The 20,781-nt window shown below is 72.4% G+C and carries 19 protein-coding genes; 16 read left to right on the plus strand and 3 right to left on the minus strand.

The window, feature by feature from the left end:
• Window positions 1-62 precede the first annotated feature (62 nt).
• The 6 genes from ACWHYA_RS13330 to ACWHYA_RS13355 all read left to right on the plus strand — a co-directional run bounded on the left by ACWHYA_RS13330 (window position 63) and on the right by ACWHYA_RS13355 (window position 11,372).
• Window positions 63-551, plus strand: a complete 489-nt coding sequence (locus ACWHYA_RS13330; RefSeq protein WP_425942541.1) for a (2Fe-2S)-binding protein — start codon at window positions 63-65, stop codon at window positions 549-551.
• Between the two features lie 47 nt (window positions 552-598).
• On the plus strand, window positions 599-3,142 hold the full coding sequence (locus ACWHYA_RS13335) for a xanthine dehydrogenase family protein molybdopterin-binding subunit (RefSeq protein ID WP_425942850.1): 2,544 nt from the start codon (window positions 599-601) through the stop codon (window positions 3,140-3,142).
• Window positions 3,139-3,993 carry an FAD binding domain-containing protein gene (locus ACWHYA_RS13340; RefSeq protein ID WP_425942542.1) on the plus strand — a complete coding sequence of 285 codons (855 nt, stop codon included), beginning with the start codon at window positions 3,139-3,141 and terminating at the stop codon, window positions 3,991-3,993. Before ACWHYA_RS13335 ends, ACWHYA_RS13340 begins: the two co-directional genes overlap by 4 nt.
• Window positions 3,994-4,002: 9 nt before the next feature.
• Window positions 4,003-4,443 carry an SRPBCC family protein gene (locus tag ACWHYA_RS13345; RefSeq protein ID WP_425942851.1) on the plus strand — a complete coding sequence of 147 codons (441 nt, stop codon included), beginning with the start codon at window positions 4,003-4,005 and terminating at the stop codon, window positions 4,441-4,443.
• Between the two features lie 266 nt (window positions 4,444-4,709).
• Entirely contained in the window at window positions 4,710-9,929 is a 5,220-nt protein-coding gene (locus ACWHYA_RS13350; protein WP_425942543.1) for a peroxidase family protein, read from the plus strand.
• Between the two features lie 102 nt (window positions 9,930-10,031).
• Window positions 10,032-11,372, plus strand: coding sequence for a M20/M25/M40 family metallo-hydrolase (locus ACWHYA_RS13355; RefSeq protein WP_425942544.1), 1,341 nt, complete (start codon window positions 10,032-10,034; stop codon window positions 11,370-11,372).
• 18 nt (window positions 11,373-11,390) lie between these two features.
• On the opposite strand, the gene ACWHYA_RS13360 is transcribed toward ACWHYA_RS13355, so the two are convergent.
• On the minus strand, window positions 11,391-11,591 hold the full coding sequence (locus tag ACWHYA_RS13360; protein WP_425942545.1) for a DUF5703 family protein: 201 nt from the start codon (window positions 11,589-11,591) through the stop codon (window positions 11,391-11,393).
• Between the two features lie 67 nt (window positions 11,592-11,658).
• On the opposite strand from ACWHYA_RS13360, the gene ACWHYA_RS13365 reads away from it, so the two are divergent.
• From ACWHYA_RS13365 to ACWHYA_RS13395, 7 genes are all read left to right on the plus strand, one after another.
• Window positions 11,659-12,045, plus strand: coding sequence for a hypothetical protein (locus ACWHYA_RS13365; protein WP_425942546.1), 387 nt, complete (start codon window positions 11,659-11,661; stop codon window positions 12,043-12,045).
• A 3-nt stretch (window positions 12,046-12,048) separates the two neighbouring features.
• On the plus strand, window positions 12,049-13,098 hold the full coding sequence (locus ACWHYA_RS13370; protein ID WP_425942547.1) for an LLM class F420-dependent oxidoreductase: 1,050 nt from the start codon (window positions 12,049-12,051) through the stop codon (window positions 13,096-13,098).
• Between the two features lies 1 nt (window position 13,099).
• Window positions 13,100-13,828: an MSMEG_4193 family putative phosphomutase gene (locus tag ACWHYA_RS13375; RefSeq protein WP_425942548.1), complete on the plus strand. Its 729-nt coding sequence runs from the start codon at window positions 13,100-13,102 to the stop codon at window positions 13,826-13,828.
• A 10-nt stretch (window positions 13,829-13,838) separates the two neighbouring features.
• Window positions 13,839-14,390, plus strand: a complete 552-nt coding sequence (locus ACWHYA_RS13380; protein ID WP_425942549.1) for a DUF3090 family protein — start codon at window positions 13,839-13,841, stop codon at window positions 14,388-14,390.
• 14 nt (window positions 14,391-14,404) lie between these two features.
• The gene (locus ACWHYA_RS13385; RefSeq protein WP_425942550.1) at window positions 14,405-15,247 is read left to right on the plus strand and encodes an SCO1664 family protein; all 843 of its coding nucleotides are present in this window, start codon (window positions 14,405-14,407) and stop codon (window positions 15,245-15,247) included.
• Window positions 15,248-15,316: 69 nt separating this feature from the next.
• Complete coding sequence (gene mshC, locus ACWHYA_RS13390; RefSeq protein ID WP_425942551.1) at window positions 15,317-16,630, plus strand: cysteine--1-D-myo-inosityl 2-amino-2-deoxy-alpha-D-glucopyranoside ligase; 1,314 nt, start codon at window positions 15,317-15,319, stop codon at window positions 16,628-16,630.
• Window positions 16,627-17,049, plus strand: coding sequence for an ectoine synthase (locus tag ACWHYA_RS13395; protein ID WP_425942552.1), 423 nt, complete (start codon window positions 16,627-16,629; stop codon window positions 17,047-17,049). Before mshC ends, ACWHYA_RS13395 begins: the two co-directional genes overlap by 4 nt.
• Window positions 17,050-17,097: 48 nt before the next feature.
• On the opposite strand, the gene ACWHYA_RS13400 is transcribed toward ACWHYA_RS13395, so the two are convergent.
• Complete coding sequence (locus tag ACWHYA_RS13400; protein ID WP_425942553.1) at window positions 17,098-17,727, minus strand: HAD family hydrolase; 630 nt, start codon at window positions 17,725-17,727, stop codon at window positions 17,098-17,100.
• On the opposite strand from ACWHYA_RS13400, the gene ACWHYA_RS13405 reads away from it, so the two are divergent.
• Together ACWHYA_RS13405 and ACWHYA_RS13410 are read left to right on the plus strand one after the other, a co-directional pair.
• Window positions 17,726-17,851: a hypothetical protein gene (locus tag ACWHYA_RS13405; protein WP_425942554.1), complete on the plus strand. Its 126-nt coding sequence runs from the start codon at window positions 17,726-17,728 to the stop codon at window positions 17,849-17,851. The genes ACWHYA_RS13400 and ACWHYA_RS13405 overlap by 2 nt on opposite strands.
• Before the next feature lie 46 nt (window positions 17,852-17,897).
• The gene (locus ACWHYA_RS13410) at window positions 17,898-18,755 is read left to right on the plus strand and encodes a PAC2 family protein (RefSeq protein ID WP_425942852.1); all 858 of its coding nucleotides are present in this window, start codon (window positions 17,898-17,900) and stop codon (window positions 18,753-18,755) included.
• Here the strand turns inward: ACWHYA_RS13410 and ACWHYA_RS13415 are convergent.
• Complete coding sequence (locus ACWHYA_RS13415) at window positions 18,684-19,559, minus strand: RecB family exonuclease (protein WP_425942555.1); 876 nt, start codon at window positions 19,557-19,559, stop codon at window positions 18,684-18,686. The genes ACWHYA_RS13410 and ACWHYA_RS13415 overlap by 72 nt on opposite strands.
• Window positions 19,560-19,663: 104 nt before the next feature.
• Between ACWHYA_RS13415 and ACWHYA_RS13420 the strand changes: the two genes are divergently transcribed.
• A complete protein-coding gene (locus tag ACWHYA_RS13420; RefSeq protein WP_425942556.1) occupies window positions 19,664-20,779 on the plus strand; it encodes a site-2 protease family protein in 1,116 nt (371 codons plus the stop codon).
• Window positions 20,780-20,781: the final 2 nt, after the last annotated feature.

Here is a 20,781-nt window from a genome sequence, read left to right on the forward strand (position 1 = left end):
GGTCCCGGCCAGGGCAGGATCACGGGGGACAACGAAGTCCGGTTCCCCAGCTTGGAGGACGCATGACCCAGATCTCCGTGACGGTCGACGGCGTGACCTACACCGACGAGGTGGAGCCACGAACGCTCCTGGTCCACTACCTACGAGAACAGCTCGGCAAGACCGGCACGGTGGTCGGCTGCGACACCAGCAGCTGCGGGGCCTGCACCGTGCACCTGGACGGCCGCAGCGTGAAGTCGTGCAACGTCCTCGCCGTCCAGGCGGACGGCCGCAGCGTGACCACCATCGAGGGTCTCGCCGACGGCCAGCAGCTCAGCCCCCTGCAGGAGGCGTTCCGCGACTGCCACGCCCTGCAGTGCGGCTTCTGCACCCCGGGGATGATCATGCAGGCCACCGACCTGCTGGCCGAGAACCCGGACCCCGACGAGGAGCACGTCCGCCAGCACATGGAGGGCAACCTGTGCCGGTGCACCGGCTACCACAACATCGTCAAGGCCGTCCTCCAGGCGGCCGGGGCCTCCTCGACCGTCGGCGGGGGTGAGCAGTCGTGAGCGTCAGCCCCGAGGGCGTCGCCGAGGTCGTGGACGAGCGGACCGACGTGGACAGCTCCGACGAGGTCAACGGCCTGGAGGTCGGCCGGGACCGACGCCGCAAGGAGGACCAGCGCCTCATCACCGGCCGGACGAGGTGGACCGACAACATGCAGCTCCAGGGCATGCTGCACCTGTCCATGGTGCGCAGCCCCTACGCCCATGCCCGCATCACCGCGGTCGACACCAGCGCGGCCCTGGCCTCGCCGAACGTCACGGCCGTCCTCACCGGCGAGGACGTCAAGGACCTGCAGGGATCCCTGCCGACCGCCTGGCCGATCACCGAGGACCAGAAGGCCCCGCCGCACCCGGCCATCGCCGTGGACCGGGTCGCCTTCTCGGGGGAGATCGTCGCCGTCGTCGTCGCCCGTTCGGCGGCCGCCGCACGCGACGCGGCCGAGCTCGTCGACGTGGACTACGAGGAGCTCCCGGCCACCCTCGACCTGCGGCGCTCCGCCGCCGACGAGGTCCTGGCCCATCCCGACCTGGGCACCAACCGGTCCGCGACCTGGACCTTCGACTCGGCGGAGGCCGGGACCGGCGAGGACGTCGAGGCCGCCATCCGCGACGCCGAGGTGCTCATCGAGCGGGAGTACCGCCAGCAGCGCCTCATCCCCTCCTTCATGGAGCCCCGCTCCGTGGTCGTCGACCCCACCGGCGAGCAGTTCGTCATGTGGTCCTCCACGCAGGTGCCGCACATCCTGCGCCTCATGCTCGCGCTCACCCTGGGCGTGTCCGAGTCGAAGATCCGGGTCATCGCCCCGGACGTCGGCGGCGGGTTCGGCGGCAAGCTGCAGGTCACGCCGGAGGAGATCATCACCTTCCTGGCGGCCCGGCACACGGGCAAGCCCTGCAAGTGGACCGAGACCCGCAGCGAGTCGTTGCTGTCGGGGCACCACGGCCGCGACCAGTGGCAGAAGCTCACCCTCGCGGCCCGCAAGGACGGCACCGTCACCGGGCTCAAGGTGGAGCTGCTCGCCGACATGGGCGCCTACCTGGGGCTGGTGACACCGGGCGTGCCGATCCTGGGTGCGTTCATGTTCAACGCCATCTACAAGTTCCCCGCCTACCACTTCACCTGCACCAACGTCTTCACCAACAAGACCTGGACGGACGCCTACCGGGGCGCCGGGCGGCCCGAGGCGACGTTCGCCATCGAACGCCTCATGGACGAGCTCGCCGCCGAGCTGGGACGCGACCCCCTGGAGGTGCGCGAGCAGAACTGGATCACCCACGAGGAGTTCCCGTTCACCTCGGTCTGCGGACTGGAGTACGACTCCGGCAACTACGAGGCCGCCACCGCGCGGGCCAAGGAGCTGTTCGGGTATGACGAGCTGCGGGCCGAGCAGGCCCGTCGCCGCGAGAGCGGGGACCGGGTGCAGCTGGGGATCGGCATCTCCACCTTCACCGAGATGTGCGGCCTGGCGCCCAGCAGGGTCCTGGGCTCGCTAAACTACGGCGCCGGCGGCTGGGAGCACGCCTCCGTGAGGATGCTCCCGAGCGGCAAGGTGGAGGTCATCACCGGCTCCTCCGCGCACGGTCAGGGGCACGAGACCGCGTGGAGCCAGATCGTCGCCGACCAGCTCGGAGTGCCGTTCGAAGACGTCGAGGTGCTGCACGGCGACACGCAGATCAGCCCCCGGGGCCTGGACACCTACGGGTCCAGGTCCCTGGTGGTCGGCGGCCAGGCCGTCATCCAAGCGGCCCAGAAGGTGGTCGAGAAGGCCAGGCCGCTGGCCGCGCACGTGCTGGAGGCGAACGTCGACGACCTGGAGTTCAGCACCGGCCGGTTCCGGGTGCGGGGCGCGGGCGACGACCAGGAGGGCGTGGCCCTCACCGACCTCGCGCTGAGGGTCTTCGCCGCCCACGACCTTCCCGACGGCATGGAGCCCAGCCTGGACGCCGACGCGACCTTCGACCCGGAGAACTTCTCCTTCCCGCACGGGACCCACCTGTGCGCGATGGAGGTGGACACCGAGACCGGGCAGAGCCGGATGCGCTCCTACGTCTCCGTGGACGACGTCGGCAACGTGGTGAACCCGCTCATCGTCGACGGCCAGATCCACGGTGGCCTCGTCCAGGGCATCGCGCAGGCACTCTGGGAGGAGGCGGTCTACGACGACCAGGGCACCCTGGTCTCCGGGTCGTTCGTGGACTACACCCTGCCCACCTCTGCGGACACGATCAGCTTCGTCACGGACCGGACCGTCTCGCCGTCGACCACCAACGACCTGGGCGCCAAGGGCGTGGGTGAGGCCGGCTGCATCGCCTCGACCCCGGCCGTGGTCAACGCCGTCGTGGACGCGGTCCGCCCGATGGGCATCGACGACATCACGATGCCCTGCACGCCCGAGCGGGTCTGGCGGGCCATACAGGACAGCAGGGAGGGGGGCGGCACCGCGACGCAGGACAGCGCCCAGCCCCACTTCGCGCAGGACGCCCCCAACCAGGACGATCCCGGACCGGGTGACCCGCCGGCCCAGGGGAGTCCGGGTGCGACGACCGGACCGACGGACGCGACCGCATACTCCCAGGAAGGTGGTCGGGCATGATCCCCGCACCGTTCGACTACGCCGTCCCCTCCACCGTCGAGGAGGCCCTGGCCCTGCTCGCCGAGCACGGTGACGAGGCCAAGGTCATGGCGGGCGGGCAGTCGCTGCTCCCCGTCCTGCGCATGCGGCTGAACGCCCCCGGGATGGTCGTGGACATCTCGCGGATCGAGGAGCTCAAGGGCATCACCGACCAGGGGGACGGCATCCGCATCGGGGCCGGTTCGACCTACCAGGACGTGCTCGACTCCGACCTGGTCACCGAGCACCTCGGGCTGCTGCGGGCAGCAGTCAAGGAGATCGCCGACCCCCAGATCCGGCACCGCGGCACGGTCTGCGGCGCGCTCGTGCACGCCGACCCGGCCGGCGACGTGGGCGCACCCGTCCTCGCGCTGGAGGGTCGGATGGTCATCCAGGGACCCGAGGGGGAGCGTGAGGTCCCGGCCTCGGAGTTCTTCCTCGACCTCTTCGAGACCGCCGTCGGGGAGGGGGAGCTGCTGACCGCGGTCGTCCTGCCCAAGCACACCGGGTGGGGCAGCCACTACGAGAAGTTCGTCCGCGTCTCCCACCAGTGGGCGATCATCGGCGTGGCCGCGACCGTGCGGGCCGAGGGCGGAACCATCGCCGAGGCACGGGTCGGGCTGACCAACATGGGCGCCACGCCGCTGCGGGCCACCGACGTCGAGCAGGCCCTCGTGGGGCTGCCGGCGACGGAGGAGGCCGTGGCGCAGATCTGCGCCCGGGCCGGGGAGGGCACCGACCCACCCTCGGACCTCAACGGTCAGGCCGACTACCGGCGCCACCTGGCCGGGGTGCTGACCCGACGCGCGGTCCTGTCTGCGGCAGGGGGCTGACCCGTGGCGATGGAGCTGGAGCACTCGTTCACGGTCCCGGCGGCCCCGGAGCGCACCTGGGAGCTGATGACCGACCTGGACACGGTGGGCGGTTGCTTCCCCGGTGCGACCGTCACCGAGTCCGACGAGGAGACCTTCGCCGGCACGGTCAAGGTCAAGCTGGGGCCGATCGCGGTGACCTACCAGGGCACCGGACGGTTCGTCGAGCGGGACGACGAGGCCCACCGGGCGGTCATCGAGGGCACCGGGAAGGGGATGCGGGGCCTGGGCAACGCCGGGGCCACCGTGACCATGCAGCTGGCACCCGACGGCGGGGGTACCCGCGTGGACGTGGGCACCGTGCTGCACATCACCGGCAAGCCGGCGCAGTTCGGCCGCGGGGTGATGCAGTCGGTGTCGGACAAGCTGCTCGGCCAGTTCGTGGCCTGCGTGGAGTCCAAGCTGGGGTGACAGACAGGTGCGGTCGACCGGGATCCGGTGGGCCGCGGTGCACGGACGTCGGGCCGGTCCTTCGGGGCCGGTCCGACGTGCGTCCCCCGGCCGCTTCCGGGGGAGTGGACGAGTAGTCCCAAGATTTGGTAAAGATTTGGTAACGATGGGGTTTAGAGGACATATAGCATTCCCCAGGGCCTTGTGGCAAATCTCACAGAGGACGAGGATCAGCCTCGCAGACCTAACTGCGCCACAGCTGGACTTGACTCGAGGGGAATCGTGTCGTGGGATCTCACATCTTGCTAGGTAGTGTCGCCCTGCTCCTGACGGCAGGAGGTCTGGCGCTCCTGGCCCATCTGCTGAGATCGCGCTGGCGAGCGGCCGTCGGCTTCCTCAGCGCCTCGACGCTCGTGGTCGCCCCGCTGGCCCTGACCTCGCTCGTCGCTCCCTCTGCCGCGGTCACCGAGACCGAACCGACCTTCCGCCTCATCGGCAGCGACCTGGACTTCATCCTCGACCAGATCCAGATCTCCGAGGCCCATGCCCATGCCCTCAACACCCAGGACGAGACCTACTCGCTCGTCTGCCCGACCACCGACGACACGAGCGGCAAGTGCGTCCGTGACCCGATGCTCCCGCACGGTCTGCGCACCGTGGACGGGTCCTTCAACAACCTGATCCAAGGACAGACCGAGTTCGGGTCCTCCAACCGGTTGATGCCGCGACTGCTGCCCATCCAGTGGCGCGACGGGGACCCCACCTCGCCCGGCTCGCCGCTGCCCGACGGCGACCGGTCCATGTGCGAGGTCGGCAGCTCCTGCTACGCGCAGTACGACGGCACCGTCTACGACTCGGACCCGCGCGTGATCAGCAACCTCATCGTCGACTCCTCGACCGCCAACCCGGCGGCGGTGGACGCGGCCGCCGACAACCCCGGTTCGACGACAGACCCGCTGACGGGTGAGGTGTTCGTGCCCAACCTCATGCCCGACGAGGGCCTGTCGGCACCCGTGAACCTCTGGTTCGTCCTCTTCGGCCAGTTCTTCGACCACGGCCTCGACCTCGTCAACAAGGGCGGCAGCGGAACCATCGTGGTCCCGCTGAACCCCGACGACCCGTTGTACGACGTCACGCCGCCCAGCCGGCGCTTCATGGCGATCGACCGCGCCACCAACCAGCCCGGTGACGACGGGGTGCTCGGCACCCCCGACGACGTGCGCGAGCACCAGAACCGCACCACGCCGTTCGTCGACCAGAACCAGACCTACACCTCGCACCCGGCCCACCAGGTGTTCCTGCGTGAGTACACCCTGGGCGCCAACGGTCCGCAGGCCACCGGCCACCTGCTGGACGCGCCCACCGGCGGGCTGGCGACGTGGAACGACGTCAAGGCCCAGGCCGCCTCGGTCCTGGGCATCGCGCTCACGGACGCCGACGTGCTCGCCGTGCCGAACGTCGTCGTGGACCTCTACGGCAACTTCGTGCCCGGACCGCTGCGCGGCGCGCCCCAGCTGTTCACGTCGGCCGGTGTCGTCGAGGGCAACCCGGCAGCGCCGATCTCGACGAGTGCCGCCCAGCGGCTCGACCAGTCGTTCCTGGACGACATCGCCCACGGCGCCGTCCCGACCGCGGACCTCAGCGGCTACGACAACGTGGCGCTCGGCCAGCACTTCATCACCGGTGACGGCCGCGGCAACGAGAACATCGGCCTGACCGCGGTCCACCACGTGTTCCACTCCGAGCACAACAGGCTCGTGGAGCACATCAAGGCCGTCCTGGCCGAACCGGGCAACCAGAGCCTCCTCGCGGCCTACCAGGACCAGAGCGAGGCCGACGACTGGAGCTACAACGAGCGGCTCTTCCAGGCGGCCCGTTTCGCGAACGAGATGCAGTACCAGCACCTCGTGTTCGAGGAGTTCGCCCGGACCATCCAGCCGGCCATCGACGTCATCACCTTCAACGAGAACAGCTACGACGAGACGATCGACCCTTCCATCCGCGCCGAGTTCGCGCACGTGGTCTACCGGTTCGGGCACTCGATGCTCACCGAAGACCTGGGTCGTGAGGGTTTCGGCACCGAGCCGACCTCCTTGCTGGACGGCTTCCTCAACCCGGTGGCCTTCCACTGCCGCGTCCAGCCGACGATGCCGGGCAACACCTGCGCGCCGGCCGACCGGCTCACCTCGGACCAGGCGGCCGGGGCGCTGGTCAACGGCACCACCAACCAGCCGGCCAGCCAGACCGACGAGCTGGTGACCAGCACGCTGCGCAACAGCCTGCTGGGTCTGCCCCTCGACCTCGCCACGATCAACCTGATGCGTGGACGGGACGCCGGGGTGCCGCCGCTGCAGGAAGCGCGTCGGACCTTCTTCGAGGAGTCCGGCAACCCCAACCTGCGGCCGTACACGAGCTGGGAGGACTTCGGCCTCTCGCTGCGCAACGGCAACAACTTCGGGCGCGGTGACAGCCAGTCCTCGCTGATCAACTTCGTGGCAGCCTACGGCACCCACCCGACCATCACCGAGCAGACCACCGTGGCCGGAAAGCGAGCCGCCGCCACGGCGTTGGTCAGCGGCGCCGGCGTGACCAGCGACGTGGAGCGGGTGGCCGGGGCCAACCGGTACGAGACGGCTGCCGCACTGAGCGCGGCCAACTTCGCCCCGCAGGTGCCGGTGGTGTTCATCGCCAACGGCACCACCTTCCCCGACGCGCTGGCCGGTGGACCGGCCGGGGCGGTCGAGGGCGGACCCATGCTGCTGGCCCAGCAGAACAGCATCCCGTCGGCGACCGCCAACGAGCTGGCCCGGCTGGCTCCGTCGGAGATCGTCATCCTGGGTGGTGACCTCGCCATCAGCCCGCAGGTGGCGACCGCCCTGGAGACCTATGCCGGTTCCGGTGGCGTGACCCGGCTGTCGGGTCCGAACCGCTACGCGACCGCCGCGGCAGTGGCCCAGCGGGCCTTCCCCGCCGGCGCCGACACCGTCTACGTGGCCAACGGGAACGCGTTCCCGGACGCTCTGTCCGGCGGTACGGCGGCGGCGGCCAAGGGTGCCCCTCTGCTCCTGGTCTCACCCACCGGGGTGCCCTCGCACACCGCGGCCGCGCTCACGACCATGGCTCCCCAGCGGATCGTCGTGCTCGGTGGTGAGCTCGCGGTCAGCGCGGACACGTTCGCGGCGCTCGGCAGCTACGGCGCGACAACCGTCGAGCGGATCGGCGGTGCCAACCGCTACGAGACGTCAGCGGCCATCAGCAGCTCCGAGTTCGCGTCGGCACCTGCGGGCGGGACCGTCTACCTGGCGACCGGGCTCAACTTCCCGGACGCCCTGACCGCTGCCCCCGTGGCCGGACTGCAGCAGGCTCCGCTCCTGCTGGTTCCCGGGCTGGGCAGCACCGTCCCGGCGGCGGTGCAGGCCGAGCTCCTGCGCCTGCAGCCGAGCCGCATCGTCGTCCTCGGCGGGGAGGCTGTGGTCAGCGCCGGCTTCGTCACCGCGGTGGAGGCGCTCTTCCCGGGTGCCGACCCGCCGGCCGACCGGCTGGAGTTCCTGCAGAGCACCGGCGCCTACGCCAACGTGGGCGGGCAGACCGTCACCGGCCTGGAGGAGGTCGACTTCTGGGTCGGCGGACTCGCCGAGGCCCTCGACCCGTTCGGCGGCATGCTCGGCGCGACGTTCAACTACGTCTTCGAGAAGCAGCTGGAGGACCTGCAGTTCGGCGACCGGTTCTACTACCTGTTCCGCAACCAGGGCAACCAGCTGTTCGCCGCCCTGGAGGCCAACTCGTTCTCCTCGCTGATCCAGCGCAACACGGAGGCGTCCTTGCTGCCGGCCAGCATCTTCAACGTCCACGAGCCGTACTTCGACCTCGAGAACCTGCCCGACCCGCTTCCGGCCGGTCTGCTCAACGTCGGCGGACAGTGGCGCTGGGACGGTGACGAGCACGTCGAGATCCACGGCAACCGCACCTCGGCCGACAACATCCGTGGCGGTCAGGGCGACGACGCGCTCTGGGGCTACGGTGGCGACGACCGGATCGAGGGTGGCTCCGGCAACGACTCCATCCTGGGTGGTCCCGGGGACGACATCCTCACCGACACCTTCGGCGACGACAACATCAAGGGCGGTGACGGCGACGACGCGATCGACGGCGGGCCCGGCATCGACCTGCTGCTCGCCGGAGCCGGTGACGACTTCGTCAGCAAGCCGTCGGACAACTCCGACGGGGCCACGGGCTTCCTGGGCACCGGGAACGACATCTTCCTCGGCGGCACCGGTCGGGACACCCCGATCGCCAACGAGGGGGACGACTGGCTGGAGGGTGGGCCGCACTCCGACCTGCTCATCGGCGACAACTCCCAGCAGTTCCAGGACGACCGCATCGGCGGGGACGACGTCCTCATCGGCGGCACCGGTTCGGACGACATGGACGCCGAGGGTGGTGACGACGTCCTGGTCGGAGGCCTGGGTGGCACCGACCGGTTCCACGGGATGTTCGGCTTCGACCACGTCACCTTCTACGGCACCAGCACCGGCGTCGACGCGGACATGAACTTCAACCTGCAGCCCCCGGACGTCACCGCCATCCGGGACCGCTACCTGCAGACGGAGTCACTGTCCGGCGGCAGCGGGAACGACGTCATCCGCGGCCTGGGCTTCACCCCGGACGAGCAGACCTTTGAGGAGGTCAACTGGTTGACCGAGGAGGGTCTGGACCTGGTCGCCGGTCTGCGCGACCTGCTGCAGCCCGGCGGGCCGACCGGACCGGACCACGCGGCCCGCTTCATGGGCCTGCGTCCCGACGGCGAGCAGTACGACGCCAGCCTCCTGCTGGGAGGCAGCGGCAGCGACCTGTTCGAGGGCCGGGCCGGTGATGACTTCATCGACGGTGACGCCTACGTCCGGGTGCAGCTCGTGCACGTGCCGTCGGGCGAGAGGTTCGACTCGGCGGCCCAGTTCCGGGCGCGGATCTTCGACGGCACCTTCCACCCCGGCGACTTCGACATCGTGCGCGAGATCGTCGTGGACCCCGGTGCCGACCAGGCCGTGGACACGGCGGAGTACCTGTCCACGCAGGCCGCCGCCACCATCGCCGACCTCGGCGACGGCTACTACAGCGTGACCACGCTGGAGGAGGGTGAGGACGTCCTGCACGACGTCGAGGAGGTCCAGTTCTCCGACGCGTGCGTGGTCCTGGCGACCGGCGCGGCCTGCGACGTGGTCGCAGCCACGGTGGAGGTCGCCACCGCCGGCGGCGAGGTCCAGGCGGACCTCGACCTGGCCGACGGTGAGGCCGCCCCGAGCGACGTGCGGTTCACGCTGCAGGAGCTCAACGCCGAGGGCAGCTGGGTCCCGGTGTCCGACCAGGCCGAGACGGGCAGCGACGCGGTCCAGGACTCGCTGCCGGTGCCGGACGAGGCGACCTCCGAGCTGAGGGTGGTCGCGACCTTCACCGACAGCGACGGTCAGCTCCGCAGCACCACCTCGGAGGTGTTGCCGGCCGGGTGACGATGCGGTGAAGGGCCCGTCCTTCACGGAGGACGGGCCCTTCGCCGTGTCCCCGCGCGGGCGGGCCCCGGTGGAAGTCCTCCGCCCCCTAGGGTGGAGTGCATGAGCGACGAGGGCACCATCACGACCACCACCGTCGAGGACGAGGCGGTGCGGATCTGCCGCGAGCTGATCCGGATCGACACGAGCAACTTCGGCGACGGCAGCGGCCCGGGGGAGCGCGCAGCGGCGGAGTACGTCGTGGGCCTGCTCCAGGAGGTCGGGCTCGAGCCGCAGCTGGTCGAGTCCGACCCCGGCCGGGCCAGCGTCGTGGTGCGGACCGAGGGGCGCGACAGCAGCCGCGGCGGCCTGGTCCTGCACGGACACCTCGACGTCGTCCCGGCCGAGGCCAAGGACTGGTCGGTCGACCCGTTCGAGGCCGTCGAGCAGGACGGGATGATCTGGGGCCGCGGGGCCGTGGACATGAAGGACATGGACGCGATGCTGCTGGCCACCCTGCGGCAGCTGGCCCGCACCGGGGAGAAGCCGCCACGCGACATCGTCTGGGCCTTCTTCGCCGACGAGGAGCACGGCGGCGACAAGGGCGCCGGGTATGTCGTGGAGCAGCACCCCGAGTGGTTCGAGGGCTGCACCGAGGCCATCAGCGAGGTCGGTGGGTTCTCGGTGACCCTGCCCGACGCCGCGACCGGCGCCCCGACCCGGGCCTACCTGCTCCAGACCGCGGAGAAGGGCATCGCCTGGCTCCGCCTGCACGCCCACGGCAAGGCCGGGCACGGCTCGGTGCCCAGCGACGAGAACGCCATCGTGCGCCTGGCCGAGGCCATCGCCCGGATCGACGCCCACCCCTGGCCGCGCACCTTCATCGCCTCGGTGCGGGAGCTCTTCGACGGGGTGGCCGGCATCGTCGGCGGGACGTGGTCGGAGGAGGGCGTCGAGGACGTCCTCCAGCGACTCGGCGGTGCCCGCCGGTTCGTGGAGGGAACGCTGCGGGACACCGCCAACTTCTCGATGCTCTCGTCCGGCTACAAGCACAACGTCATCCCCCAGACCGCCTCCGCCTCGCTCGACTGCCGCTTCCTCCCCGGTCACGAGGATGAGCTGATGGCGACGATCGCCGAGCTGGCCGGCGAGCACGTCGAGATCGAGATCGTGCACCGGGACGTGGCCCTGGAGGCACCGTCGTCCGGCGAGCTGGTCGAGTCGATGAAGCGGGCGCTGCTGAAAGAGGATCCCGGCGCGCACGTGCTGCCCTACTGCCTCTCCGGCGGCACCGACAACAAGCACCTGTCACGGCTGGGGATCACCGGTTACGGGTTCGCGCCGCTGCGTCTGCCCGAGGAGCTCGACTTCGTCGGCATGTTCCACGGGGTCGACGAGCGGGTGCCCACGGACGCGATCCGATTCGGCACCCGGGTGCTGGGCCAGCTGGTGGCCGACTGCTGAGCCGGCGCGGCGCCGCCCTCAGGCGGTGCGCCGCACCCGGATGATCTTGCGGCGCAGGACGACCTTGCGCACCCCGCCGCGGAACAGCCGCACCCGCACCAGCTCCCAGTGCCCGTACTCCGCGTGCTCGGCGAGCGTCTGCCGCACCGCCGGGCGGGAGCTGTCCCGGGAAAACGTCAGCTCACGGAACTCGTACTCGACCATGGTGAGCGACAGCATAGGCACCGCCCCGGTCGTCCCGCGCCCGCACCTGCCGTGACCGCGGGTTTCGCGCTACCGTCGTCCCATGACCGCCGACCCGCGCGCAGCCCTCTCGTCCTTCGTCGCCGCCCTCGAGACGCACCTGGAGACCGCCGCGGTGAGCCGGGGTGACGACGACCCCGCCGTCGTGGAGGCCTACGAACGGGTCGCCGAGGCGTTCGCCGCCTACGACGACGCCCTCATGGACGCCTACGGCGAGGTCACCCCGCTGGAGGTCTACGACGAGGAGCTCGTCGACGACGACGACGACGACGACGACGACGACGATGACGACGATGACGACGACGGTGATGACGAGGACGAGGACGACGACGACTCCGACGGCGACCTTGACGACGAGGAGCAGGCCGGCGAGCCCTACCTCGGGCTGGACGACGAGGAGTACGACGTCGACCCGTCGCCCCGGGGCTGAGCGGTGCGGCTCGGGCTGAGCTGCGGGTTCTGGGGGCAGGGCCGGGACGAGGAGAACCTGGCCCTCGTCCGACGGGCCGACGAGCTCGGCGTGGACGTCTTCTGGGCGGCCGAGGCCTACGGCCCGGACGTCGTCAGCGTGCTCGCCTGGGTCGGGGCGACCACCGAGAACATCGGCCTGGGGGCCGGCGTCATGCAGATCCCCGCCCGCACCCCGGCGGCGACGGCGATGGCGGCGGCCAGCCTGGACAGCCTGTCCGGCGGCCGGTTCCGGCTCGGCCTCGGTGTGAGCGGACCCCAGGTCTCGGAGGGCTGGCACGGGGTGCGCTTCGACGCACCCCTGGCGCGGACCAGGGAGTATGCCGACGTCGTGCGGCTCGCGCTGTCGCGCCGCCCCCTCGTCTACGAGGGGAGTCACCTCACCCTCCCGCTGCCGGACGGTCCCGGCAAGCCGCTGCGCCTGACGCACACCCACCGGCGCGCGATCCCGCTCTACCTGGCGGCCGTGGGTCCCAGGAACACGGAGCTGGCCGGCGAGATCGCCGACGGCTGGTTGGGGGTCTTCGTCTCGCCGGAGCACTTCGTGGAGCAGCGGGCCCACCTGGACACCGGCATGGCCCGACGACCGCAGGGGCCGCCCGCAGCCTTCGACACCAGCGCGACCGTCGCCCTGGCCACCGGGGACGACCTGGAGGAGTGCGCCCGCACGGTCAGCCCCTACCCGGCGCTGTACGTCGGGGGCATGGGCAGCCGGAAGCAGAACTTCTACCACCAGCTGGCGGGCCGGATGGGGTATGCGAAGGAGGCCGACCGGGTGCAGGAGCTCTACCTGGAGCGGCGGTGGGCCGAGGCGGCCGCGGCGCTGCCACCCCAGTTCGTCGACGACACCTCCCTGCTCGGCGACGTCGACCGCATCACCGAGCGGATGCGGCGCTACGCCGACGCGGGCATCACCACCCTCACCGTGGCCCCCTGGGGCAAGGACCCGGCCGCCCGTCGGGACGCCCTGGAGGTGGCCGTCGCGGCGCACGCCCGTCTCGGACGGGGGCGCTGACGTGGCCCTCTGTCTGCTGGTCCGGCACGGTCGGACGGGGTCCAACGCCACCGGTGTCCTCGCCGGGTGGACCAGGGGGCTCGGACTGGACAGCACCGGCCGCGACCAGGCGGGGACCGTGGCGGCCCGGCTGTCAGCCACCGGGGTCGTCGCCGTCGTGGCCAGCCCGCTGCAGCGGTGCCAGGAGACCGCCCAGGTGCTCGCGGACGGCGTCCCTCCCGGCGCCCGACCCGTGGTGCACACGGACGAGCGGCTGGGCGAGGCCCGCTACGGCGCCTGGACGGGTCGGTCCTTGAAGGACCTGGCCGAGGACCCGCTGTGGCGGCAGGTGCAGGACCGACCGTCCACGGTGACCTTTCCGCCGCACCCGGAGCACGAGCACGAGTCCATGGCCGGGATGCAGGAGCGGGCCGTGGCCGCCGTCCTGGAGTGGGACGCACGGGTGGAGTCCGAGCACGGCCCCGGTGCCGTGTGGGTGGCGGTGAGCCACGGCGACGTCATCAAGGCCGTGCTCGCCGACGCCCTGGCGACCCCTCTGGACGCGTTCCAGCGCATCGTCGTCGACCCGGCGTCGGTGAGCATCGTGCACCGGACCCCGACGCGCCCGTTCGTGCTGCGCACCAACGACACCGGTTCGGACCCCGTCGACCTGTCCGCGCTCCGTGCCGCGCTGGCGGAGCGGGGCTCCTCCGGTGACGCCGCGGTGGGTGGCGGGGCAGGGGCGACGTAGGGTTGTGACCATGCCCGAACACGTCTACGACCCGCCCGAGCGGTTCGTCGCCGGAAGCGTCGGCCCTCCGGGGCAGCGGACGTTCTTCCTGCAGGCGGGCGACGGCGACCGGCGGACCACGGTGTCCCTGGAGAAGGAGCAGGTCCGGCTGCTCGGCGTCTCCCTGGGCGAGCTGCTCGACGAGGTGGCCCCGGGGGAGGGGTCGGAGGAGGCGGCGGAGCCGTTCCTCGACCACGCCCCGCTGGACGGTCCCTTCGACGACGACTTCCGGGTGCAGCGTCTGTCGGTCGCCTGGGACGCCGGCCAGGAGCGGGTGGTGCTGGAGGCGTTCGACCGGCCGGAGGCCGAGGACCTGCTCGAGCTGGACCCCACCGAGGACTATCCGTGGACCGGCCGGGTGCCGCAGTCCCTGCGGGTGGTCCTGCCGCCCGCCCGGGCCCGCGCGTTCGCGCTGGGATGCACCGCCTCCCTCGCCGGAGGGCGGCCCTCGTGCCCGTTCTGCGGGCAGCCGTTGGATCCCGGTGGGCACATCTGCCCGCGGGCCAACGGCTACAAGCGCTGACCCGGACCGCCAGGATGGTCGCCGACGTCGGGCCCGGGCAGCGGGACCTCCAGGATCGACAGGACCTGGATCTGCTGTCGCGCAGCCGGATCGAGGTCGTCGGACGGCTCGTGGAGGCCTCCAACGTGACCCTGCTCGTGGACCTCCTCGAGGACGACGGCCGGCCCACCGGCCGCCAGGCGGTCTACAAGCCCGACCGGGGGGCGCGGCCGCTGGCCGACTTCGACCCGGCGACGCTCTCGCGGCGGGAGGTGGCGGCATACCTGGTGTCCCGCGCGGCGGGGTGGGACCTGGTCCCGCCCACCCTCCTGCGGGACGGGCCACTGGGCCCCGGGTCGGTGCAGGCCTGGGTCGAGCAGGACGAGGGGCGGCGGGCCGATCCCAGCGCGGGACTGGTGGAGGTCCTCGCCGCCGACGTCGAGGACCCCGCCTGGTTGCCGGTCGTGCAGGGTGAGGACCAGACCGGCCGGGCGGTCGTCGTCGCGCACGCCGACCGGGAGGACCTGCGCGCGGTGGCGGTGCTCGACGTGGTCCTCAACAACGCCGACCGCAAGGCCGCCCACCTGACCGTGGACGTCCACGGCCGTCTGCGGGGCTTCGACCACGGCCTGACGCTGCACGCCGACGACAAGCTGCGCACGGTGCTGTGGGGATGGGCCGGCCGGCCGCTCACCGGGACCGAGCGGGCCGACCTGCGGCGTCTCCGCGCGGCCCTCGACGTGGGGTGCGGGGTCGAGGACCTGCTCGCCGAGGAAGAGGTGCTCGCGCTGCGGGCGAGGGTCGACGCCGTGCTGACCTCCGGGCACCTGCCGCTGCCGCCCGTGACCCGCTACCCGCTCCCGTGGCCGCTCTGGTGAGCCCTCGCGGCACCGGTCGTGCGTCGGGGTGGTGAGGCGGCGGGCGGGGGGCGACTAGGCTGGCGCGTCGTGAAGACCTGGACCGCCGACCCCGTGCCGACCGTCCCGACCGCCGGACGCGGTGGACCCCTCGTCGTCCATGACACCGCGAGCGACGGGCCGGTGACCCCGACGCCGGTGGACGGAAGGGCCCGCATGTACGTCTGCGGGATCACCCCCTACGACGCCACCCACATGGGGCACGCCGCCACCTACGTCACCTTCGACCTGGTCAACCGCGTGTGGCGGGACGCCGGGCTGGACGTCCTCTACGTGCAGAACGTCACCGACGTCGACGAGCCGCTCCTGGAGCGGGCCGCGCGGGACGAGGTGCACTGGGAGGACCTGGCCGCCCGGGAGATCGACCTGTTCCGCCAGGACATGGAGGCGCTGCGGGTGCTTCCGCCCGACCACTACGTCGGCGCCGTGGAGGGGATCCCCGACGACGTGACCGCGGTGGGCGCGCTGCTGGCCGACGGGGTCGCCTATTGCGTGCCCGTTCCCGGGGGCGAGGAGACGGTGCCCGGGGCGGAGCGGTCCGACGTCTACCTGGACCTGTCCACGCAGCCGACGTTCGGCTCGGTCTCGGGGTGGACCCGTGATCAGATGATGGAGGTCTTCGCCGACCGGGGGGGCGACCCCGACCGGGAGGGCAAGCGCGATCCGTTCGACCCGCTGCTGTGGCGGGCCGGCCGGGTGGGGGAGCCGCACTGGGAGGGCGGGTCGCTGGGTCGCGGCCGGCCGGGCTGGCACATCGAGTGCTCCACGATCGCCCAGCGCTACCTGGGCCCGGGGTTCGACGTGCAGGGTGGAGGCGACGACCTGGTCTTTCCCCACCACGAGATGAGCGCCGTCGAGGGCACCGCCCTCCAGGGCGGTGCGCCCTTCGCGCAGGCCTACGTCCACCAGGCGATGGTCGGTCTGGACGGCGAGAAGATGAGCAAGTCCAAGGGGAACCTCGTGCTCGTCTCGAGGCTGCGCGCGCAGGGGGTCGATCCGATGGCCCTGCGTCTGGTGCTGCTCGACCACCACTACCGCCGGGCCTGGGAGTGGACCGAGGACGGGTTGCGCCGCGCGCAGGAGCGGCTGGTCCGCTGGCGTCGGGCGGCCGCGGTGGACGGCGACGGCGACGGCGGCGCCGGCCGTGAGCGGGCCCAGGAGATCGGGGTGCGGGTCGTCGAGGAGGTCCGCCGGCACCTGGCCGACGACCTGGACGCCCCGGCGGCGTTGCGCGCGGTGGACCGCTGGGCCACGTCCGTGCTCGAGGGCCGGGCGGGCGCTGGCCTCGTGCCGGTCGCCGTGGACGCCCTCCTCGGCGTCGCACTGACGGAGTCCGCGGCATGATCGTGCGGACGACGGCGCAGATCACGGGCACCGACAGGGACGTGACCAACGAGGCCGGCACCTGGCGCTCCAAGCGGATCGTCCTGGCCGACGACCGGGCCGGCTTCTCCTTCCACGAGACCACCATCCCGGCCGGGACCCGCAACGTGTTCCACTACGCCCACCACGTGGAGGCGGTCTGGCTCGTCGAGGGCCGGGGGGTCCTGCGCGACCTCGACCACGGGGTGGAGCACCCGCTCGGGCCGGGCAGCATGTACCTTCTGGACGGGCACGAGCGCCACGAGCTGGTGTGCGAGGAGCAGATGCGGATGCTGTGCGTCTTCGCGCCGCCCGTCACCGGCCGCGAGGTGCACGACGAGGACGGGGTCTACCCGCTCCTGGTGCTCCAGGACGACGGGTCGGTCGTCCGCGAACGCTGAGAGGTCCTCGGCGTCGCCCCCAGGCTCTCGACGCCGGCCCCCGGGTCCTCAGGGTCCGACGGAGACCAGCGGGAGAAGGTCCCGGGCGGAGACGTCGACGAGGCTGCCGAGCCGGACGGCCCCGGGCATCTGCGGCACGTCGACGATGTGCGGCACGACGAGGGTGGGCACCCCGGCGGCCGTCGCCGAGGCGGCGCCGGTGGGGGAGTCCTCGACGGCCACGCAGGCGTGCGGCGGGACCGAGAGCCGGTGGGCGGCCTCGAGGTAGGGGTCGGGGTGCGGCTTGCCCCGCTCGACCTGGTCGCCGGTGACGACGGCGGCGAAGGTTCCGCCCGGCAGATGCTCGAGCAGCACGTCCGCGAGCGCCGACCAGGACATCGTCACCAGGGCGCAGGGGATGTCGTGCCGCCGCAGGTCGGCCAGCAGCTCGGCGGCACCGGGGCGCCAGGGCAGGGCCGAGCGCATCCGGGCCGCCACCCCCGCGACGAGCGCGTCCACGACCTGCTCGGGCGTCCCGGTCACCGGGGTCGTCTCCAGGATCACGCGCGCGGAGACCATCAGGTCGTTGCCCACGAGCTGCACGGCGTCCTCCCGGGTCCACGTGCCGCCGGCCGCCTCGACGAGGGCGGTCTCCTCGGCCATCCAGTAGGGCTCGGTGTCCACGAGCGTGCCGTCCATGTCCCAGAGCACCGCGGAGGGCAGCTCGGGGGCTGTGGGCGAGGAGGAGGGGGACGTCGCGGAGGAGGGGGACGTCGTGGACGTCGTGGACGTCGAGGGGCAGCTCGGCACGCCCCCACGGTAGCGGCCCCCGACGTAAGGTGGGCAGGGAGCCGAGGAGGAGCATGTCGATGATCGAGCTGCGCGAGACGGGTGACCTCGTGGACCCCGTCGTCATCGCGGCCTTCGAGGGGTGGAACGACGCGGGGGAGAGCGCCTCCGGCGTCGTCGAGCACCTGGTCGACGTGTGGGGGGCCGAGCTCGTCGCGGCCGTCGACCCCGAGGACTACTACGACTTCCAGGTGAACCGTCCGCAGGTCCTCGGCACCGACGAGGGTCGGGTGGTGCGCTGGCCCACGACCAGGGTCTTTCTGGCCAAGGGCACGCCCTCGGGACGGGACGTGATCCTCATCCACGGGATCGAGCCGTCGATCCGCTGGCGGCACTTCACGGCCGACATCCTCGGGTTCGCGCTGCACGAGGGGGCCCAGCTGCTGATCCTGCTGGGCGCCATGCTGGCCGACGTGCCGCACACCCGGCCGATCCCGGTCGGCCTGTCCTCGGAGGACCCCGACCTGCGGGCCGCGCACGAGGACATCGAGCCGAGCACGTACGAAGGCCCCACCGGCATCGTCGGAGTCCTGGCGGACGAGGCGCGGCAGGCGGACCTGCCGACCGTGTCCTGCTGGGCCGCCGTCCCGCACTACGCCGGCGGGCCGCCGTCCCCGAAGGCCTCGCTGGCCATGCTGGGCCAGCTCGAGGAGCTGCTGGACTGCGTCATCGACGACTCCGGCCTGGCCGAGGCCGCCCGTGCCTGGGAGCGGGGCGTCGACGAGCTGGCTGCCACCGACGACGAGGTGCGCGACTACGTGCGCCAGCTCGAGGAGTCCCAGGACGCCGCCGACCTGCCGGAGGCCTCAGGGGACGCGATCGCCCGGGAGTTCGAGCGTTACCTGCGTCGACGGGACGACGGCGGACCCCTGGGCTGAGGGCACCGGGGGCGGGGTGCCGCCCCACGCCGGGCACAGGGCCCGGTGGGCGCACCAGGAACAGGCCCGGGACGGACGGGGTCGCCAGTCGCCGGTGCGGTCGGCGAGGTCGATGGCCTGCCACAACGCCCGCACCTTGCGCTCGGTGGCGAGGATCTCGTGCTCGGTCGGGTCGGTCCACAGCAGGACGCCGTCACCCAGGTAGACCAGCTGCAGCCGGGCCGGGAGCACACCGGTGGACCGCCACAGGGCCAGGGCGTAGAAGCGCAGCTGGAAGAGGGCCGCCCCCTCGGACGTCGGCGACGGGGCCCGCCCGGTCTTGTAGTCGACCACCCGCAGCCGGCCGTCCGGTGCCCGGTCCACCCGGTCCACGTAACCGCGCAGGGTCAGGTCGACCAGGTCGGCCTCCACGTAGAGCTCCCGCCCGGCGGGCTCGAGGCGCCGCGGGTCCTCGAGGGTGAACCAGCGCTCGACCAGCCGGACGGCTGCGGCGTGCCACCGGGTCGGTCCCGGGTCGGTCCCGGCCGACCCCACGCCGGCCGGGTCATCCGCCACCACCTGCCGCAGGCCGGGCTCCTCGGCCAGCATGCGCTCCCACTCCACGGGCACGAGCCGTGCGGCCTCCTCGGGGGTGCGGCGGTCGGCGGGCAGGTCGAAGACCCGCTCGAGGACGGCGTGCACGAGCGTCCCCCGGGCGGCGGCGGCCGACGGCGGCTCAGGCAAGCGGTCGACCGTGCGGAACCGGTAGAGCAGGGGGCACACGAGGAAGTCGGCCGCCCGGGACGGGGACAGCGTGGGCTCCATGCCCCGACTGTAGGTGCCGTCACCGACAACGGTTCCCACCGACCCAGGTCGCCCGGTCGCCGCGGGCGCAGGTCGCTGTCAGTCCGGCCCCCTACCCTTGCGCCATGGCAGCGACGGTCGGCGGATGGCGCATCGGCTCGGTGTCCGGCGTGCCGGTCTACCTCGGCCGCAGCTGGGTGCTCATCGCCCTCGTCATGGTGGCGCTCTTCGGCCCGTCGGTGCAGCGCAGCCTTCCGGAGCTGGGCGCGCTCGCCTACCTCGTGGCCGGGTCCTACGCCCTGCTCCTGCTGGTCTCCGTGCTCGCCCACGAAGCCGCCCACGCCCTCGTGGCCCAACGGGTCGGCTACCGGGTGCACCGGATCGTCGCCGACTTCTGGGGCGGGCACACCGCGCACGACGGCGCCGGGGGGACCCCCGGCGGCAGCGCGGCGGTGGCCGTCGTGGGGCCCCTGGCCAACGCCGTGCTCGCGGTGCTCGGCTGGGGCCTGCTCCAGGTGCTCGACGGAGGGGTCGCCCTCCTGCTGGCACTCGCCTTCACCTGGGCCAACGCCGTCGTGGCGGTCTTCAACCTGGTCCCCGCGCTGCCCCTGGACGGAGGCTTCCTGCTCGAGGCTCTGGTCTGGCGCCTCACCGGGGACCGACACCTGGGCACGCTGGTGGCGGGCTGGGCCGGGCGGGGCGTCGTGGTGATCGGCGTCCTGTGGGCGTTCTCGCCGCTGCTGCTGGAGGGGGAGCGACCGGGTCTCTTCCGGGTGCTCTGGGTGCTGCTCCTGGCCGGCTTCATCTGGCAGGGCGCGAGCGCGGCGGTCGGAGCCGGCCGCCGGGGCATGGCCGCCGCCCGGGTCCGGGTGGGCCAGGTGGCCCGACGCGTGGGCGTGGTCCGGCCCGACGTCCTGCTCTCCCAGCTGGCCTGGGACGAGGGTGGGCTGTGGCTGACCCAGGACCGCGACGGGGGTGTGGACGGCATCGTCCACCCGTCCTCCGTCCGCCGCGTGCCGCAGGAGGCGTGGGCGTCGACGCCGGTGTCCGCGGTGGCCGTGCGTCTGCCGGAGGGGTGGGCCGTACCGATGGACCCCGGGGCCCCTTTCGAGGACGTGCTCGCCGTGATGGGGCGCACCGGGTCCGCCGTCATCGGCCTGCTGCAGGAGGACGGCCGGCCCTGGGGGGCCGTGCTGGCGGGCGACCTGGACCGGACCGGAGCCCCGCGTCCGCGCTCGTAGAC

The organism is Ornithinimicrobium carbonis (assembly GCF_977012275.1).

What these genes read in the sequence shown, in the direction of transcription:
- ACWHYA_RS13330 (WP_425942541.1), top strand. Translation starts at nt 63, where the DNA reads ATGACCCAGATCTCCGTGACGGTCGACGGCGTGACCTACACCGACGAG.
- ACWHYA_RS13340 (WP_425942542.1), top strand. Translation starts at nt 3,139, where the DNA reads ATGATCCCCGCACCGTTCGACTACGCCGTCCCCTCCACCGTCGAGGAG.
- ACWHYA_RS13345 (WP_425942851.1), top strand. Translation starts at nt 4,003, where the DNA reads ATGGAGCTGGAGCACTCGTTCACGGTCCCGGCGGCCCCGGAGCGCACC.
- ACWHYA_RS13355 (WP_425942544.1), top strand. Translation starts at nt 10,032, where the DNA reads ATGAGCGACGAGGGCACCATCACGACCACCACCGTCGAGGACGAGGCG.
- ACWHYA_RS13360 (WP_425942545.1), bottom strand. Translation starts at nt 11,591, where the DNA reads ATGCTGTCGCTCACCATGGTCGAGTACGAGTTCCGTGAGCTGACGTTT.
- ACWHYA_RS13365 (WP_425942546.1), top strand. Translation starts at nt 11,659, where the DNA reads ATGACCGCCGACCCGCGCGCAGCCCTCTCGTCCTTCGTCGCCGCCCTC.
- ACWHYA_RS13380 (WP_425942549.1), top strand. Translation starts at nt 13,839, where the DNA reads ATGCCCGAACACGTCTACGACCCGCCCGAGCGGTTCGTCGCCGGAAGC.
- ACWHYA_RS13385 (WP_425942550.1), top strand. Translation starts at nt 14,405, where the DNA reads ATGGTCGCCGACGTCGGGCCCGGGCAGCGGGACCTCCAGGATCGACAG.
- ACWHYA_RS13395 (WP_425942552.1), top strand. Translation starts at nt 16,627, where the DNA reads ATGATCGTGCGGACGACGGCGCAGATCACGGGCACCGACAGGGACGTG.
- ACWHYA_RS13405 (WP_425942554.1), top strand. Translation starts at nt 17,726, where the DNA reads ATGTCCCAGAGCACCGCGGAGGGCAGCTCGGGGGCTGTGGGCGAGGAG.
- ACWHYA_RS13400 (WP_425942553.1), bottom strand. Translation starts at nt 17,727, where the DNA reads ATGGACGGCACGCTCGTGGACACCGAGCCCTACTGGATGGCCGAGGAG.
- ACWHYA_RS13410 (WP_425942852.1), top strand. Translation starts at nt 17,898, where the DNA reads ATGATCGAGCTGCGCGAGACGGGTGACCTCGTGGACCCCGTCGTCATC.
- ACWHYA_RS13415 (WP_425942555.1), bottom strand. Translation starts at nt 19,559, where the DNA reads ATGGAGCCCACGCTGTCCCCGTCCCGGGCGGCCGACTTCCTCGTGTGC.
- ACWHYA_RS13420 (WP_425942556.1), top strand. Translation starts at nt 19,664, where the DNA reads ATGGCAGCGACGGTCGGCGGATGGCGCATCGGCTCGGTGTCCGGCGTG.